This window comes from Streptomyces phaeochromogenes, assembly GCF_001418655.1.
Lineage (GTDB): Bacteria > Actinomycetota > Actinomycetes > Streptomycetales > Streptomycetaceae > Streptomyces > Streptomyces phaeochromogenes.
In genome coordinates this window covers 1-16468 of record NZ_LIQZ01000057.1, presented here as the reverse complement: position 1 = coordinate 16468, position 16468 = coordinate 1, and the positions used below count along the sequence as shown (strand labels likewise).

The following is a 16468-nucleotide window of genomic DNA, read 5'->3' as shown; positions in this document are numbered from 1 at the left end:
CGGGGGCGCGGGCGGGCGGTGGCCGGCGCCCGGGCCTTCATGATCCCGCTGCGGGGGCTGCCGGGACATCGAATTACCGGCCGGGGTGGCGCGAGGCGTCAGGCTGGCGGGGTGGCGCGGTGGCGGGCTGAGCTCAGTCCCCGGCGACCGCCAGGACCAGTTGGCTCACCGGTGAGAAGCCGCCGCACTTCGCCTCGACGCGGTACAGGCCCGGCCACGGGAGCCGTACGTCCGCGCGCAGGCGGCCGTCGCGGCGGGACAGGCGGGGGCGGTCGATCTCCAGGTTCTCGGAGACGTCGATCACCTGGAGGTCGACGGCGATCGGGTTGTCCACCAGATCGACCTCGACCGGGCACAGTTCGCGTGCCGTCGCCACGTCCGGTACGTACAGGCCCAGTTCCGTCGCGCCGCGGGGCGGGCCCAGCGGGCGGTCGGTGAGGACCGAGCCCGTGAACGCGACCGCCTCCTCGCTGCGGGCGAGGGCGCCATGGCTCTGGGGGAGGTAGAAGGGGCGCAGCCCGGCCGGTGTCGCCGCCTCCCGGTACACCGTGCCATCGCCGCGGCGGTCGAGGCGGGTGTCGCCGTCCGGGACGTACTCCCGCAGTTCCGCCGTGCCGTCCGCGACGGTCAGGCTCTGTGGGGTCCGCTGGCCGACGCCGACCACCGCGCGCAGTTGAGGGAGGGTGCCGGCGTCCAACTCGTTCAGCTTCTCCCTGCGGTCGAGCGACTGCTGGGCCAACTCCCGGTCTCCGCCGAGGGATTCGATGTCGGCCGGGGTGAGGCGGCGAAATTCACCGGCGGGTTCCTCCACACAGCGGTAGCCGGGCAGCAGCTCGTACAGGCCGGGCAGGGTGCGGGCCAGGGCACGCAGTCGGCGGCGGGGCAGCGGCAGCGGGGTGCCGCTGCCCGAACCGAGCAGGCCCGCGGCCTGGGCCGAGCCGTGGAAGGGGGTGCCCAGGGTGATCAGGGTGCGGACGTCACGGGCCCCGCCCAGCGCGGTCATGAAGAAGCGGGCGACCAGACCGCCCATGGAGTGGGCCACAAGGGTGAGCCGGGCGTCCCGACTGCCGTGCGGATGGGCACGCCAGGCCCGTAGGTGTTCGTCCGCCGCCTCCGCCAGCCGGGCGGCCGCGTGCTCGGTCGACAGGCGCCAGTCGTACGCGAACTCCCGCACCGCGTCGGGGTGGGCCGACACGCGCCGGGTGCCCGCCAGGAGGTTGGTGTACGGCTCGAAGCCTCTCAGCACGGGAGCGAAGGCGGGGAAGCGGAGCAGCCGGGTCGCACGGACGCGGCCGGTCACGCCCGCGCGCTCCTCGTCCGTCACGTGGAGGGCGGAGAGCGAGCCGCCGGACGCCCAGGCGCTGCCGTACCAACGCAGGTCCGAACCGCCCCACAGGACTCGGCCGGTCGCGGTCTCCACCAGTTCGCTGCCCATGATCCCAGGCAGGACGAGGACCGCGTCGCGATGGCCCGGTCCCGTCGGTACGGATGACGCCGGTCGCGCAGGGCGCGCAGGCCGCACCCACTGCGCGGATGACTTCGCTGCCACGCTTCCCCCGAGCTCTCAATCCACGTGCGCAGCAGGATAGTTCGCGGTCTGCGGGATTGCGCCGGATCGTCCGGGCCGGGAAGGGGGGATCTGACGGTTGCCGGGAACGTCCGACAGGTGCTGGAACGGGTGAGCGGGCCTGTGCGCGCTCACCCTGCCCAGCGTCCGGGCGGCTACTTGGCGCAGAACTCCGCCTCGATCACTGCCTCGCTGTCCCCCGACCAGTCGCCGTTGAAGTTGAAGGCGAGGGAGTGGCGGCCGTCCGCCGTCGTGACGGCCTCCGAGTTCGAGCCGTGGATGCCGCCGCCGTGGCCCCAGACGACGACACCGCAGCTCAGCTTGCGTTCCATGAGACCGAGGCCGTAGCCGGCGTTCGGGAACGCGTCGGACTTGATGGTGGTCTTCATCTCGGTGAGCTGCTTCTTCGGCAGCAGCTTGCCCCGCAGCAGCGCCGAGTAGAAGCGGTTGAGGTCGCCGGAGTCGGAGATCATCTCGCCCGCCGCGGAGGCTAGGGACGGGTTGAGTTCCGTGACGTCGTAGGTCGGGCCGGTCGTCGTCTCGGCGAGCTTGCCGTAGGCCCGGCTGCTGGGCCGGGGCATGTGCGGGTTCGTGCCGGGGACCGTCGTGGCGCGCAGGCCGAGCGGCTCGACGATGCGCTGCCTGACCTCGTCCCCGTACGCGTGGCCCGTGGCCTTCTCGATCACCATCCCGGCCAGTACGTAGTTGGTGTTGGAGTAGTTCCAGGAGGTGCCCGGCTCGAAGTCCGGCTTGTGGGCCATGCCGATCTTCACGAGCTGCGCGGGCGACAGCTTGTCGTAGCGGTGCTCGAAGAAGCCGTCCTTCAGGAAGTAGGTCCGGCCGAAGTCCTCGTCGTCGGTGTAGTTGAAGATGCCGCTGGTGTGGTTGAGGAGTTGGCGGAGGGTGATCCTGGAGCCGTCGTGGCCGTTGCCGCGGACCACCCCCGGCAGCCACTTCTCCACCTTGTCGTCGAGCGAGAGCCGTCCCTCCGCCTCCAGTTGGAGCAGGACCGTCGAGACGAACGTCTTGGTGATGCTGCCGACGCGGTAGCGGTCGTGGGCGGAGCGCGGCTGCTTCGTCTTGAGGTTGCCGACACCCGAAGTGCCCTTCCAGGTCCCGTACTTGTCCTTCGCCTGCCCGGCCACACCGGGGACGTCGTCCTGCACGGCGGCGTCCATCGCCCGCTGGGTCGCGCCGTGGTCTCTGAGCGGGGCCGGGGCCGAGGAGGAGACCGGGGAGGCTATGGCCACCGGAGCCGTGAGCGAGGCCGCGACCAGTGCGGCCGCGCTCGTCAGTCCGAGGCGCATCGTGCGGGATGCAGTCATGAGTCGTCGTGTCCCATCCGTCGTGTCCGTCGTGGTGAACCGACGGGAGGGACCCGGTGTCATGTCGTACGGGTTGCCTGTGCCTGTGCTGGTTGGGCAGGTTTCGGCCCTTCTGGAGCAGCTCAGGCGGGCTGCCCCTGTCCGCGCCCCTTGAGGAGGCTCAGGCCCGCCCCGAGGGAGACCACACCCATGCCGACGGCGGTCATCACGCCCTGCGAGCCGTCCACGACGAAGGGCGCGGCCACGGCGACGACGAGGTTGAACAGGAACAGGAACCACAGGACCGGCTTCGAGGAGAGCAGCGCCTTCATGGGGAGTTTCCTTCCGAGTGGGAGAGCTGAAAGTGGGGGAGCGGAAAAACTCCCGCGATCGACTGAGATCAAGTGAGACCGACTGAGGTCGACCGAGATCAACGATCCCGGGATCCGATCGCCGCCACGAGGGAGTGCCCTCCCGAACCGGAGGTGTAGCGGGCTACACCACGGGCGGGCCCCGGCCGGGAGGCGTCGCAGGTCAGCAGCGAGGTGGCCGCAGGTCAAGGGAGGGTTTCCGCTGATCAAAGGAAGGTGGTCAGGCGTCCGCACGTGCACCCGTTCGCCTACTCTGATCGCCATGCGGAAGACAGTCCGGGAGGCCGCGCGGGCCACACGTCAGCTCGCGCCCGCCGCCGTGCTCTCCTTCGGCTCGTACCTCTTCGTCACGGTCCTGCTGATCGGGGCCATCGGCGCGGTCAGCGTGGTCGCCATCGGACTGCTGCCCGAGACCGTGCTGCTGGTGCGCCGGATCGCCGGGGCCAAGCGGCGCATGGTGGCCGCGTGGACGGGCCAGGAGATCCCCGAGGCCTACCGGCCCGTCGAGGGCACGGTGCGCGAGCGGGTGCGTACGGTCGTCCGCGATCCGGGCACCTTCACCGATCTGCGCTGGATGGTCGCCTACTACGCCTACGGCTGCCTGCCGTATCTGGCGATCCCGCTGTGGCCGCTGGGCCTGCTCGTCGACGGTGTGTGGTGCGGGCTGCTGCGCCGCGAGGCCGTCGTGCTGCCGTTGATCGGCCGGCTCGCGGACCTCGACGCCAAGTGGTCGACCGCCCTGCTCAAGCCCTCCCCCAAGGCGGAGCTCGCCGTACGGGTCGAGGAGCTGACCGAGACCCGGGCCGGCGCGATCGCCGCGCACGGCGCCGAGCTGCGGCGCATCGAGCGGGACCTGCACGACGGCACCCAGGCCCGGCTGGTCTCCCTGTCGATGCGGATCGGGCTGGCCAAGCGGGCGTACGACCGTGATCCCGAGGCCGCGCGCAGGCTCCTCGACGACGCCCAGGACCAGGCCGAGGAGGCCCTGACCGAACTGCGGCACGTCGTACGGGGCATCCACCCGCCGATCCTCACCGACCGCGGGCTGGCAGGCGCCGTCCGGGCGCTCGCCGCGAGCAGTGGCCTGGACGTGGCCGTGACCGTGGACGGCCTGGAGGACGCCGACAGCGAGCGGGACGGGGCGCGGGCCCCGGCGGCGGTCGAGGCCGCCGCGTACTTCGTCGTCGCCGAGTCGCTGACGAACGCCGCCAAGCACAGCGGTGCGGAGCGGGCCGAGATCGGCCTCGTCCGTACCGGCAAGGGGTTGCGGGTGACCGTACGCGACGAGGGCCGGGGCGGTGCCGACGAGGGCGGCGGCTCCGGGCTGCTCGGTATGCGGCGACGCGTCGCCGCGCTCGACGGGACCCTGCGGCTGACCAGCCCCGTCGGGGGCCCGACCGTGATCGAAGTGGAGCTGCCGTGCGTGTGGTGATCGCCGAGGACAACGCCCTGTTGCGGGAGGGGCTGGTCCTGCTGCTCACCTCCTCCGGGCACGAGGTGGTGGCCGTCGCGGGCAGCGGGCCCGAGGTGCTGCCCGCGCTGCTGGAACACCGCCCCGATGTCGCCGTGCTCGACGTCCGGATGCCGCCCGGCTTCCGCGACGAGGGGCTGCGCGCTGCGCTCGCGGCCCGCAAGGAGATCCCCGGTCTGCCGGTGCTCGTGCTCTCGCAGTACGTCGAGGAGTCGTACGCCGCGGAGTTGCTCGGCGGTGGGGCGAGCGGGGTCGGGTATCTGCTCAAGGACCGGGTGGGGCGGGTCGACGAGTTCCTGGACGCGCTGGAGCGGGTTGCCTCCGGCGGTACGGCCTTGGACCCCGAGGTGGTGTCCGAGCTGCTTGTGCGGCGGCGGGACTCGCCGCTCGATTCGCTCACTCCTCGTGAGCGGGAGGTGCTTCAGCTGATGGCTGAAGGGCATGGGAATTCGGCTATTGCCGAGGCGCTTGTGGTGACCGAGCGGTCTGTCAGCAAGCACATTGGGAATGTGTTTTTGAAGTTGGGGTTGCCGCCGAGTGACAGTGGGCATCGGCGGGTGCTGGCGGTGCTTGCTTACCTGAACAACTCTTGAGTGTGCCGCCGGGAAGGTCGTGTTGAAGGTGCGGGTCCGCCGTGGCTGGGCGCGCAGTTCCCCGCGCCCCTGAAGGGGCGCCCCCGAAGGGCGTTAACCCCTTAGCCCTTCTTCAGCACCAGCTCCGTGTTGCGGTCCCCCGCCTCTCCGGTCAAGTCCGTTCGGGCGCCCGGGGCGTTGAAGGAGAGTTCTCGGTAGAGGGCGGCCAGGCCCGTCTGGGTGAGGTCGGCGAAGTCCGTAGCGTGTGGGGCGCCTGACTCGATGAGTGTGGTGAACAGGGAGACCGTGCCGTCGTGGTTGTCGACGATCTCGATCACCCGGGCGAGCTGCGGGAAGTCGATGTGGGAGGCGGTGGAGACCTCCCAGAAGGAACGGCCGTCCGGGGCGGAGTGCGGGGTGATCTTGTTCTTGTGGCTGTGGCCGTTCACCCAGGCCAGCACCGAGCGGTACTTCCCGAGGAGGGCGAGCACCTCGTCGCCGCCGTGCCGCCGCTCGCCCGGGTGGGCCGGGTCCTCGCGGAGGTTGCGCATCGACTTGCTGGTGTGGTGGCTGAAGACGATGACGTGTTCCTTGTTCTTCTCCGCCGCCTTCAACGTGCGCTCCAGCCACCGCAGTTGGGCGGTGCCGAGCGAACCCTCGTAGTGGCCGCCCGGGTCGGTGGTGTCGAGGCTGACACCGAGCAGGCCGTCGGCGATACGGAAGGTGTAGTACTGCGTCTTCGCAGCGAGGTTCGCCTGCGAGTAGCCGTGCCCGATGGGGCCCGCTCCGGTGTGAGCCGGGTCGAGGTGCGCCTGGAGGTACTCGGCGGGGGTGAAGGGGGCGCGGCCCTCGTCCGGGGTGACCGAACGCATCTTCCGTGCCTGGGACTTGAGCATCGCCTTGAAGGCCGCGCCCTTGGGGTCGCCGCCCTTCTTGACGTTGTTCCAGATGGCGACCCCCTCCGACTCGTCGAGAGTCATCAGCTTCTTGCCGCCGACCGCGAAGTCGGCGAAGAAGGAGTCGCCGGGCGCGTAGCAGCCGCCGGGCAGGGAGTCGTGGTTGCCGACCGTGGAGTACCAGGGCAGGTTGAGGCCGGGGCTGCGCAGTTCGCGGATCGCGGCGGCGAGGAAGCCGTCGATGCGCGGGAAGCCGAGCTGCTTGTCGGCGTCGCGCAGGGCCGCGTCGGGCTGCCAGTACAGCTTGAGGTCGCTGTTCTGGACGCCCTCGTAGCGGTTCGGGTCACCGGAGTTGGGGGTGATCCGGCCGCCGCTCATCACCTTCAGGAACCAGTCCAGTTCCGTCTTGGCGTTGTTGTCGGTGTTGTCGCCCGTGGTCATCACGAAGTGCAGCGGCGAACCGGTGACGGGGGCGCCGCGCAGCGCGTTGACCCGCTCGACGAGCGAGACCGCGCCGGGCACGGACAGGGCTTCCTGGGGCCGCCAGGCGCTGGCGGTCTGGGAGCGCAGGTACTCGTACCGCAGCGGGTGCTGTACGTCGACCAGGTGCAGGTCGGTGAACTGCACGAACGCGGCGAGCGCGGTGCGCCGTTCGCCGCGGCCGGCCTTGGGCGCGGCCAGATCGCCGCGGACGACGCGCGACCAGGCGGGCCCGTCGCCGAGCCGCCGGTAGCCGGAGCCGCCGCGCGGGACCGCGACCGTCGAGAGGGTGGTGCCGCGGGTGTACGGAGCCAGCGGCGCGGCCGGTGCGGGGCGGGAGACCGCGAGGGGCTGCCCCTGGGTCGAGGCGGTGTGCGCGGCGGCCTCGCCCGTACCGGGCCGCAGCGCGAGGCCGATGCCCGCGGAGAGGGACACCGCCCCGGTTGCGGCCAGGAAGGCTCGGCGGTCACGAACAGTGGCGGTGGCGACAGAGCGTATGCGCGACATGGCGCGATCTCCCCGGGTCCGAACGCGTCAGCAGTGGTCGCGGGCGGTTCGCTCACGCGAACTGCCCGCTCATACTGGATCGTTGGCACCGGGGGTGACCTGCGCGTTAACTGGACAGCAACGGGCAGCGCCGATCACCGTACGTGGATCTTGGTTACCCTCCGCGTCCACCGAGCCCTCTTCGAACCGAGAGGAGGCGGTCACTCCATGTTCACCTGGCTGGGTACGTGCGCGCTCCGCTGGGGGGCGGTGATGAATCTGCGGGTCCGCTTCGGCTGGTCGCGCAGTTCCCCGCGCCCCTTACGGGGCACGGTACAGCGGCACCTCTCCGAGGGGGCCTAGTTCCCGGGGGGCGTTGGGCGCTCGGCGGTGCCCGTCACCCGCCCCACCGCCGGTCGTTCCCGCCACAGCGTGAGGCCGACGTCGACCAAGCCCACCCGGTCCAGGGCGGACACCTCGTCGAGGGGGTGCCAGGCCGCCAGGTCGGTGGAGCCGTCGGTCTCGTGGCGCAGTTCGCCGCCGGTGACGCCGACCTCGTAGACGATCCGCAGGCCCTGGAAGTCGGCGGCGGGGCCGAGGCGGCGCGCGTACGTGCGCCGGACGGAGTCGACGCCGAGCAGCGCGAGGGGCTCGACCGTGTACCCGGTCTCCTCCTCTGCCTCCCGGATCACGGTGTCGTACGGGTCCTCGCCGTGGTCCATGCCGCCGCCGGGCAGCGTCCAGGGCCTGGTGCCGTTCTTCTCCACCAGGCGGGCGAGGAGTATCCGATCGTCCCGCACGCATACGGCGTAGGCCGCCACCCTCAACTCCTTGTGCATGCGCCGACGTTATTACGGCAGGGACGGGTTCGCCGGTGAGTATTCGGGCGGCGACCAGCGCAGCGGGCTCGCCGCGGGCGTGTCCACGACCGCCTCGACGGTGAAGCGGACGCTGCGGGTGCCGTCGGGGGCGAAGTCGGTGCGGGCCGTGCCGGAGAGCTGGAGGGATGCGCCCGTCTCCCAGTCGAGGAAGAGGAGTCCGGCGCGCGGGTCGGCGGCGAGGTTGCCGAGGGTGAGGAACATGGAGTTGCCGGGGTAGTCGCGCCAGCTCAGCTCGGTCGGCGAAGTGACGTGTACGAAGCCGGGGTTGCCGCCGCGGTGGCTGGCATCCGCGCCGCCCCCGTGCACGCTTGCGAGGAAGAAGGTGTCGGCGGCGCGGACGAACTCCCGCTGGGACCCGTCCAGTTCACTGCCGCGCAGCGGTTCGCCCGGCGTGCGCGCGACCGTCTCGTACGACTCCCGTTTCTGGAGGTACTTGGGGCAGTTGGAGAAGACCTGGTCGGCCTCGACCGCCAGGCCGCGGGGCGTGGGCCGGGAGCGGCCGTTGAGCCGCATGCGGCGGCGGGTGCGCGGGTCGAGCGCGATGGTGCCGACCGGGGTCCCGGCGACGGCGAGCGCCGCGGTGAGCGGGTCGCCCGCGTGCGGGCCGTGCGCGAGCGAGATCTGCCGCGGTCCGGTGGCCCGGACGAACCCGGGCTCGCCGGTGACCGGGGAGGCCCACACCCGGCCGGTGTCCGGGTCTGCGGCGCCGAGCACGAGCATCGGCTGGAGCTCCAGGAAGGCGGCGGCCACCGGTCGCAGCCCCTCCCCGATGGACCGTCCGACGTGGTCGGCCATGTCACGCACGCCGACCCGGTCCTGCACGGCACGCGAGCCGGAGTGGTAGGTCACGGTGTCCTCCTCGACGACGAAGCGGCTGGTCACGACTGGGACGGGCAGAGCTGGAGCGGGCTGGGTCCGGGCCGGGCAAGGTTCAGTTCGGGCTAGAAGAATCCGCAGGTAGGAGCCTCGCCCGACGGAGCCGGTGCCCCCTCCGCGCCGTGGGCCGTGCAGATCTCCAGGCGGGTGCCGTCCGGGTCGTGGAAGAAGATGCCCCCGGACGCGGCGCCCTCGCGATGGGCCACGACGCCCTCGTGGGCGAACTCCACGCCATGGGCGCGCAGCGCCGTCTCGTACGCCCTGACCTGATCGACCGTGTCGACCTCCAGGGCCAGGTGGTGCAGCCCCGCGCCGGTCGCCGCGTATCGGTGGTCGGCCTGCTGCCACAGCGTGAGTACGGGGCGGCCGTCCTCGCCGAGGAACGCGTACCGCCGGTCCTCCTCCTTGCCCTCGGCGATCACCGTGAAGCCGAGGACGTCCCGGTAGAAGGCGAGCGAGCGGTCGAGGTCCGTGACGTTCAGGCCGGTGTGGCCGATGCGTAGTGCGGTGGTCGTCGACATGGCACTCCCTTTGCGTCGAGCCCGGCGCGGGCTAACCGTTGTCCATGACTTTAAGGGTTAGAATAGGCGAACGTCAACCGGTCACATAACCTTGACCGGTTAGCAGGGGCCGGCCGCCGCACGCCGGCCGGGGAAGCAGGGAGCAGCCAGATGTCCGTCGCCGCCCGGGATCCACGTCCGCTCACCGGGGAGCCGCTCTCGCTCGACCTGCTCAACACGCGGTGGATGCACGAGGGCGCGGCCCAGGACCTGCTGACGGACACCGAGGGGCTCGCGGTGTGGCTGGCCGCCAACGCGCTGGACTTCACGGCCGACGAGGCGACCCTGCGCCACGCGCTGACGGCACGGGACGCCCTGCGGGCCGCCGTGGACGGATCCCTGGCGGAGGGCGCGGGCCGCGTCGACGCCGTGCTCGCGCACGGGCGGATCCGGGCGACCCTGACCGCGGAGGGGCCGGGCGAGGCGGCCGAGTTCCGCGACCCGGCCTGGGGACCGGCCTGGCTCGCGGCCCGCGACTACCTGGAACTGCTGGACACCGCCCCCGACCGCATCCGGCACTGCGCCCACGAGGCGTGTGTCCTGCACTTCTTCGACACCTCGCGGAACGGCACCCGCCGCTGGTGCTCGATGGCCGCCTGTGGCAACCGCGCGAAGGCGTCCCGCCACTACGCGCGCACGCGAGAGGGCTGAGCCCTCCGGGAATGTCCGTCGATACGCCGCTATGCCCGTGGTGGCGTATGGCGGAAGTACGCCATGGACACTTCACGCCACGGTCAACCCTCCCCAAACATCCATCACTTGGGTAAAGCTGAGCGGTCATCCGGGTTCACATACCGGACTGGGGCGATCGTTCCGATCGTCAACGGACTTTCCTTTACCTACAAGGATGCTGATGACCCCCAACCCTCAGCGAGCTCCGATCACCGGCGCGAGACGCGCGGCGCGCATAGCCGTGGCCGCCGGGCTCGTGGCCGCACTCTCCGCGGCGGGGCCGATACCCATGGCCTTCTCCGCGGACGATCCGGGTACTCCCGTCGACACATCGGTCAAGTCCGCGAGCGGCAAGCTCGGTTCGGACGACGCCGACCTCCTCGCCGAGGCCGAGGCCGGCGGCGACAAGAACGTCACGATGATGGTCGCCACCGCGCCAGGACAGACCGAGCAGGTCGCGGACCAGCTCGACGCGGTGAAGGGCGGCTCCGTGGGCCGTACCTACGACAAGCTCGGCTACGTCCGCGCCACCGTCCCCACCGCCAAGGCCGACGCGGCCATCAAGGCGGCCTCCAAGCTCTCCTCCGTGCACGGCATCGACCTGCGCCAGGAGATCGCGCTGGACGACCCGACGCCGTCCGCCGACACCGCAAAGGGCGCCAAGAAGGCCCCGACGGCCGGCGCCTACCCGGCGCCCGGCAAGAACACCCCCGCCGAGAACCCGTACAACCCGTCGTTCGAGACGGGTGCCGTCGACTTCGTGAAGAAGAACCCGAAGGCGGACGGCCGGGGCATCACCATCGGCGTCCTCGACTCCGGTGTGGACCTGGCGCACCCCGCGCTGCAGAAGACCACCACCGGCGAGCGCAAGATCGTCGACTGGGTGACGTCCACCGACCCGATCATCGACGGCGACGCGTCCTGGCGCGCGATGCTGACATCCGTGTCCGGGCCCACGTTCGCCTTCAGCGGCAAGACCTGGACCGCGCCCGCGGGCAGCTACCAGGTGAACCTCTTCCGCGAGTCCGCGACCGCCGGCGGCGACGCGGCCGGCGACGTGAACCGCGACGGCGACACCACCGACGCCTGGGGTGTCCTGTACGACGCGGCGGCCGGCACGGTCCGTGTCGACTCCAACGGCAACAGCGACTTCACCGACGACGCGCCGATGAAGCCGTACAAGGACGGGTACCAGATCGGCTACTTCGGTACCGACAACCCGGCCACCGACGTGGTCGAGCGGCAGCCGTTCGTCGTGGAGATCCGCAAGGACGTCCCGATGGACCCGCTGGGCGGCGACTGGGTCGGCCAGAAGCGCGACTTCGTCAACATCGGCCTGATAGCCAGCGAGCACGGCACGCACGTCGCCGGCATCACCGCCGCGAACGGGCTGTTCGGCGGCAAGATGAACGGTGCCGCGCCCGGTGCGAAGGTCGTCTCCTCCCGCGCCTGCCTCTTCGGCCCCAGCTGCACCAACGTCGCGCTCACCGAGGGCATGATCGACCTCGTCGCCAACCGTGGCGTCGACATCGTCAACATGTCCATCGGCGGTCTCCCGGCGCTGAACGACGGCAACAACGCGCGCGCCGAGCTCTACACCCGCCTGATCGACACCTACGGCGTCGAGCTGGTCATCTCGGCCGGCAACTCGGGCCCCGGCGCCAACACGATCGGCGACCCCGGCCTGGCCGACAAGGTCATCTCGGTCGGCGCGTCCATCTCCAAGGAGACCTGGGCGTCCAACTACGGCTCGGCCGTCGAGAAGAAGTACGCGATGCTGCCCTTCTCCTCGCGCGGACCGCGTGAGGACGGCGGCTTCACGCCGACGCTGACCGCGCCCGGTGCCTCCATCAACACCACGCAGACCTGGCTGCCCGGCGGCCCGGTCGCCGAGGCGGGCTACTCCCTGCCGGCCGGCTACTCGATGCTCCAGGGCACCTCGATGGCGTCCCCGCAGGCCGCGGGCGCCTCCGCGCTGCTGCTGAGCGCCGCGAAGCAGAAGAACATCGACCTGACGCCCGCCAAGCTGCGCACCGCGCTCACCTCGACCGCGGACCACATCAGCGGCACGCAGGCGTACGCGGAGGGCGCGGGCCTCGTCAACATCCCCGACGCCTGGGACTCGATCCGTGACGGCGCCACCGCCCACGAGTACACGGTGAAGGCCCCGGTCGACACCGCGATCGACTTCGCGCTCAAGACCCCGGGCTTCGGCACGGGCCTCTACGACCGCGAGGGCGGCCTCAAGGTCGGCCAGAAGAAGACGTACGACGTCACCATCACCCGTACGACCGGTGCCGACCGTGCCATCCGGCACGAGCTGCACCTGGAGAACAACCGGGACGACACGTTCAGGATCGTCGGCAGCGACGAGGTGTCCCTGCCGCTGAACAAGCCGGTCACGGTGAAGGTCGCGGCCAAGGCCGAGAACTCCGGTCTCAGCAGCGCGATCCTGGAGGTCGACGACCCGAAGACCGAGGGCATCGACAAGCAGGTCCTCACCACGGTCGTGGTCTCCGCCCCGCTGAAGTACACCTACTCGGCGTCCGGCACGGTCCAGCGCAACTCCAGCAAGTCGTACTTCGTGACCGTCCCCGAGGGCGCCAAGGCCCTCGAGGTCGCGATCGGCGGGCTGAAGGACAAGAGCCAGACCCGGTTCATCGCCATCCACCCGTACGGCGTTCCGGTCGACAACACCTCGACGCCGTTCTGCTACAACAACTACCTCGACGGCAACGGCTGCAAGCCCGACGTGCGTGCGTACGCCGACCCGCAGCCCGGCGTCTGGGAGATCGAGGTCGAGTCGCGCCGTACGTCGCCGGTGCTCGACAACCCGTACAAGCTGAACGTCGAGGTGCTCGGCGCCGACTTCGACCCGGCGGTCGTGACCGTCCCCGAGGCCAAGGTCGGCACGCCGGCCCCGGTCTCCTGGAAGGTGACGAACAAGCTCGTCCCGGTCGACGGTTCGCTCAAGGGCGGCCCGCTCGGCTCCTCCAAGAACGCCCGGCCGACCATCGCCGACGGCGCCACGGACACCACCACGGTGGACGTGCCCGCGGGCGCCGGTTCGCTCGACGTCACCATCGGCAACGTCTCGGACGCCGCGGCGGACCTCGACCTGACCGTCTACGACGCTCAGGGCAACCAGGTCGGCCAGTCCGCGGACGGCGACTCCGAGGAGTCCGTCTCCGTCCCGTCGCCCGCCGCCGGCACGTACACCATCGAGGTCGTCGGCTACGCGATCCCGGCGGGCTCCACGGCGTACGACTACCTCGACGTGTACTTCGCGCCTTCGCTCGGCGAGGTCCAGGTCGACTCGACGCCCGTGAAGCTCGGCACCGGGGCCACCGCCTCGGTCGAGGCCAAGGTCGTCGCGAACGCGGCGCCGCCGGAGGGCCGGACGTTCTTCGGTCGCGCTCAGCTCGTGAACGCCCGCGGCACGGTCGCCGGTACCGGCAGCGTGCTGATCGAGAAGGTCACGCCGTAGCGTTTCTGACGCTCTGAACGGCTTGCTCTCTGAGCGGCTTGCTCTCTGTACGAGAAGGGCGGGCGTCCGGTCCCACCGGGCGCCCGCCCTTCTCGTTGCCCACCTGCTCTACCCCCCCGGGCCCGCGCACTTCATCCCCTGCGCTCCCGGCAGCGCGTCCACGATGCCCTTGCGGGCGTCGCCGACTCCCCAGCCGGTCTCCCAGTCCTGCCGGTCCTGCGGGAACACCGGCACCCGCACCAGGGTGTACGTGCCGACCTTCAGGTCCGCCCTGGCACTGTCGAGCAGCGTGACGGTGATCGTCGGGTGGTCCGTCGCGGACTGCTCGGGCCGGTAGTAGCGCTTCACCTTCAGCACGACGCGTACGTTCCCGTCGTCGGTGGGCGTGATGCTCTGTACGGTCCCCTCGACGAGGACCTTGGAGCACGCGAGGTGCATCTCGGGCGAGTACAGCGACGAGTCGCCCGCGCCGGAGTCCTGCTTCGAGGCCGACGAGTCGGAGGCACCGCCGTCGCCGACGCCCCCCTGCATCCCGAGCCACACCATCCCGCCGAGCATCGCCGTACCCGCGCCCACCACGAGGGTGCCGAGGGCCACGCCCGCGTAACGCCGGTACCAGGGCGGCTGGGACGGCCTCACCGGTTTGGGCGCCCTGACCGACCTCGGTTTCCTGAGCGGCCTGGGTGTCCTGAGCGGCTTCGGTTTCCTGAGCGGTGCGGGGGCCGGGGACGGCTCGGCTTCGGAGCGCCCGTCTTCCGCGGCCGGTGTCTCCGTACCCGGTGTCCGCGTGCTCGCTGCCTCCGTACCGGGTGTCTCCGCGGCCAGTGTGTCGCCCATGAGCCGCAGCTGTTCTCCGAGCAGGGCGATGTCCGCGAGCGCGGACCGGTGCTCCGCCAGGAATTCCGCGTCGTCCCGGGCGTCCTCGGGGAGGGGTTCGTCCGTGAGCGCGGCCATCAGCGCGTCCATTCCTTCGTACTCGGCCACGTCACACCACCTCGTCCTCGTGCAGGCGGGCGCGCAGCGCGCGGACCGCCGTGTGCAGCCTGCTCTTGACCGTGCCCTCCGGGATGCCGAGCTCCTCGGCGATGCCACGGACGGGCAGGTCGGCGTAGAAGCGCAGCACGAGGATCTGCCGCTGGGCGTCCGGCAGTTCGTCCAGTCCCTGGGCCACGGCGAGCGACATCACCTTCGTGTCCTCGCCCGACTCCCCCGCGACCTGGTCCGGCGGCCTCAGTGAGGCCAGCCGCTCGCCGATCCGTTCCTGGCGGCGCCTGGCGCGATGCCAGTCCATCGCCAGGTTCGAGGCGACGACCGCCGCCCACGCCGACACGTCACGCGGTGCCTCCGCCCCGCTGGCCGCGCGCTCCAGGAGCCGCAGCCGGACCTGCTGTACCCCGTCCGGCAGGTCCGCCTGCGGCACCCCGCCGAGCGCGAGCACGGCTCGCACCCGGCGCTCCTGGGCCGCGTCCAGGGGGTCGTCGAGCGTCTCCCCGGCGCTCTCCCCGCCCCCCAGGACGCGGCGGGCTTTTCTGCGCAGCACAGCCACCCTCCCCTCGCCGCGTTTTCTCTATGACGCCGGTGGTGCGGGAAACGTTCGGCCCGATCGCGGGAATCTTCAGAACCGGGAGTCGAATGTCACACCGGTACGGAAACCGGGCTCAGCACTCGGTCCGGACCCCGGCCGGGCCCGTCCCAGTCCTCGGTCTCCGAGGTCAAAGGATTGGACAGGCGGGCCGGGGTGAGACGCATGATGGAAACACTGGCCAGTTACGCACAGGCAAAAGGAGTCGCTGTGAAGGTAGGAATCGTCGGAGCCACCGGTCAGGTCGGCACGGTCATGCTCAAGATCCTCGCTGAGCGGGACTTCCCGATGGAGACGCTGCGGCTGTTCGCCTCGGCGCGGTCGGCCGGTTCGACGATCGACTACAAGGACTCGGCCGTGACCGTGGAGGACGCCTCCACCGCCGACTACAGCGGCCTGGACATCGTCCTGTTCTCCGCGGGCGGCGCCACCTCCAAGGCGCTCGCCGAGAAGGTCGCCTCCCAGGGTGCCGTCGTGATCGACAACTCGTCGGCGTGGCGCAGGGACCCGGAGGTCCCCCTCGTGGTCTCCGAGGTGAACCCGCACGCGATCGCCGACCGCCCCAAGGGCATCATCGCCAACCCGAACTGCACGACGATGGCCGCGATGCCGGTGCTCAAGCCGCTCCACGAGGAGGCGGGCCTCGAAGCGCTGGTCGTCGCGACGTACCAGGCCGTGTCCGGATCCGGTCTCGCGGGCGTGGCGGAGCTGCACGGCCAGGTGCAGAAGGTCGTGGCGGACGCGGACAAGCTGACGCACGACGGTTCCGCGGTCGACTTCCCCGAGCCGGGTGTCTACAAGCGCCCCATCGCCTTCAACGTGCTCCCGCTCGCCGGCTCGATCGTCGACGACGGTCTGAACGAGACCGACGAGGAGCAGAAGCTCCGCAACGAGTCCCGCAAGATCCTGGAGATCCCGGCCCTCAAGGTCTCCGGCACGTGTGTCCGTGTCCCGGTCTTCTCGGGCCACTCGCTCCAGGTCAACGCCCGTTTCGCGCGTCCGCTGTCGGTGGAGCGTGCGACGGAGCTCCTGGCGGGCGCCCCGGGTGTCGCCCTCTCCGACATCCCGACCCCCCTCCAGGCCGCCGGGCAGGACCCCTCCTTCGTCGGCCGCATCCGCACCGACGAGACCGTCGACCACGGCCTGGCCCTCTTCGTCTCCAACGACAACCTCCGCAAGGGGGCCGCGTTGAACGCGGTCCAGATCGCGGAACTGGTGGCAGCGGACCTCAAGGCCTGACCCCCCGTCCCGTCCCTGAGGGCT

General features: G+C 71.0%; 14 protein-coding genes. 5 read left to right on the top strand and 9 right to left on the bottom strand.

The features are described from left to right. Positions 1-133: 133 nt before the first annotated feature. The 3 genes from AOK17_RS08210 to AOK17_RS08200 all read right to left on the bottom strand — a co-directional run bounded on the left by AOK17_RS08210 (position 134) and on the right by AOK17_RS08200 (position 3203). Positions 134-1435, bottom strand: a complete 1302-nt coding sequence (locus AOK17_RS08210) for an esterase/lipase family protein (protein WP_055611670.1) — start codon at positions 1433-1435, stop codon at positions 134-136. Between the two features lie 287 nt (positions 1436-1722). Next, on the bottom strand, positions 1723-2892 hold the full coding sequence (locus AOK17_RS08205; RefSeq protein WP_079052865.1) for a serine hydrolase domain-containing protein: 1170 nt from the start codon (positions 2890-2892) through the stop codon (positions 1723-1725). A gap of 122 nt (positions 2893-3014) precedes the next feature. After that, the gene (locus tag AOK17_RS08200) at positions 3015-3203 is read right to left on the bottom strand and encodes a hypothetical protein (protein WP_055611668.1); all 189 of its coding nucleotides are present in this window, start codon (positions 3201-3203) and stop codon (positions 3015-3017) included. Between the two features lie 301 nt (positions 3204-3504). Between AOK17_RS08200 and AOK17_RS08195 the strand changes: the two genes are divergently transcribed. Both AOK17_RS08195 and AOK17_RS08190 read left to right on the top strand, forming a co-directional pair. Further along, positions 3505-4674: a sensor histidine kinase gene (locus tag AOK17_RS08195; RefSeq protein WP_055611667.1), complete on the top strand. Its 1170-nt coding sequence runs from the start codon at positions 3505-3507 to the stop codon at positions 4672-4674. Further along, a complete protein-coding gene (locus tag AOK17_RS08190) occupies positions 4662-5306 on the top strand; it encodes a response regulator (RefSeq protein WP_055611666.1) in 645 nt (214 codons plus the stop codon). Before AOK17_RS08195 ends, AOK17_RS08190 begins: the two co-directional genes overlap by 13 nt. A 101-nt stretch (positions 5307-5407) precedes the next feature. Here the strand turns inward: AOK17_RS08190 and AOK17_RS08185 are convergent, their stop codons facing one another. From AOK17_RS08185 to AOK17_RS08170, 4 genes are all read right to left on the bottom strand, one after another. After that, positions 5408-7168, bottom strand: coding sequence for a TIGR03767 family metallophosphoesterase (locus AOK17_RS08185; RefSeq protein ID WP_055611665.1), 1761 nt, complete (start codon positions 7166-7168; stop codon positions 5408-5410). A gap of 338 nt (positions 7169-7506) precedes the next feature. After that, a complete protein-coding gene (locus tag AOK17_RS08180) occupies positions 7507-7986 on the bottom strand; it encodes an NUDIX hydrolase (protein ID WP_055611664.1) in 480 nt (159 codons plus the stop codon). Positions 7987-7998: 12 nt separating this feature from the next. After that, positions 7999-8823 carry a pyridoxamine 5'-phosphate oxidase family protein gene (locus AOK17_RS08175; RefSeq protein ID WP_079052866.1) on the bottom strand — a complete coding sequence of 275 codons (825 nt, stop codon included), beginning with the start codon at positions 8821-8823 and terminating at the stop codon, positions 7999-8001. 146 nt (positions 8824-8969) lie between these two features. Continuing rightward, positions 8970-9425, bottom strand: a complete 456-nt coding sequence (locus tag AOK17_RS08170; RefSeq protein ID WP_055611662.1) for a VOC family protein — start codon at positions 9423-9425, stop codon at positions 8970-8972. A 150-nt stretch (positions 9426-9575) separates the two neighbouring features. Here AOK17_RS08170 and AOK17_RS08165 point away from each other — a divergent pair, with 150 nt between their 5' ends. Continuing rightward, positions 9576-10115 (top strand): CGNR zinc finger domain-containing protein, encoded by a 540-nt coding sequence (locus tag AOK17_RS08165; protein WP_055611661.1) that lies wholly within the window; start codon positions 9576-9578, stop codon positions 10113-10115. A gap of 202 nt (positions 10116-10317) precedes the next feature. Then, positions 10318-13623 (top strand): S8 family serine peptidase, encoded by a 3306-nt coding sequence (locus tag AOK17_RS08160; RefSeq protein WP_055611660.1) that lies wholly within the window; start codon positions 10318-10320, stop codon positions 13621-13623. A gap of 108 nt (positions 13624-13731) precedes the next feature. Here AOK17_RS08160 and AOK17_RS08155 read toward each other — a convergent pair whose 3' ends face one another. Both AOK17_RS08155 and AOK17_RS08150 read right to left on the bottom strand, forming a co-directional pair. After that, positions 13732-14607: a hypothetical protein gene (locus AOK17_RS08155; RefSeq protein ID WP_055611659.1), complete on the bottom strand. Its 876-nt coding sequence runs from the start codon at positions 14605-14607 to the stop codon at positions 13732-13734. Position 14608: 1 nt separating this feature from the next. Further along, positions 14609-15169 carry an RNA polymerase sigma factor gene (locus AOK17_RS08150; RefSeq protein ID WP_386677723.1) on the bottom strand — a complete coding sequence of 187 codons (561 nt, stop codon included), beginning with the start codon at positions 15167-15169 and terminating at the stop codon, positions 14609-14611. Between the two features lie 246 nt (positions 15170-15415). Between AOK17_RS08150 and AOK17_RS08145 the strand changes: the two genes are divergently transcribed. Next, complete coding sequence (locus tag AOK17_RS08145; protein ID WP_055611657.1) at positions 15416-16444, top strand: aspartate-semialdehyde dehydrogenase; 1029 nt, start codon at positions 15416-15418, stop codon at positions 16442-16444. The last annotated feature ends 24 nt before the right edge of the window (positions 16445-16468 follow it).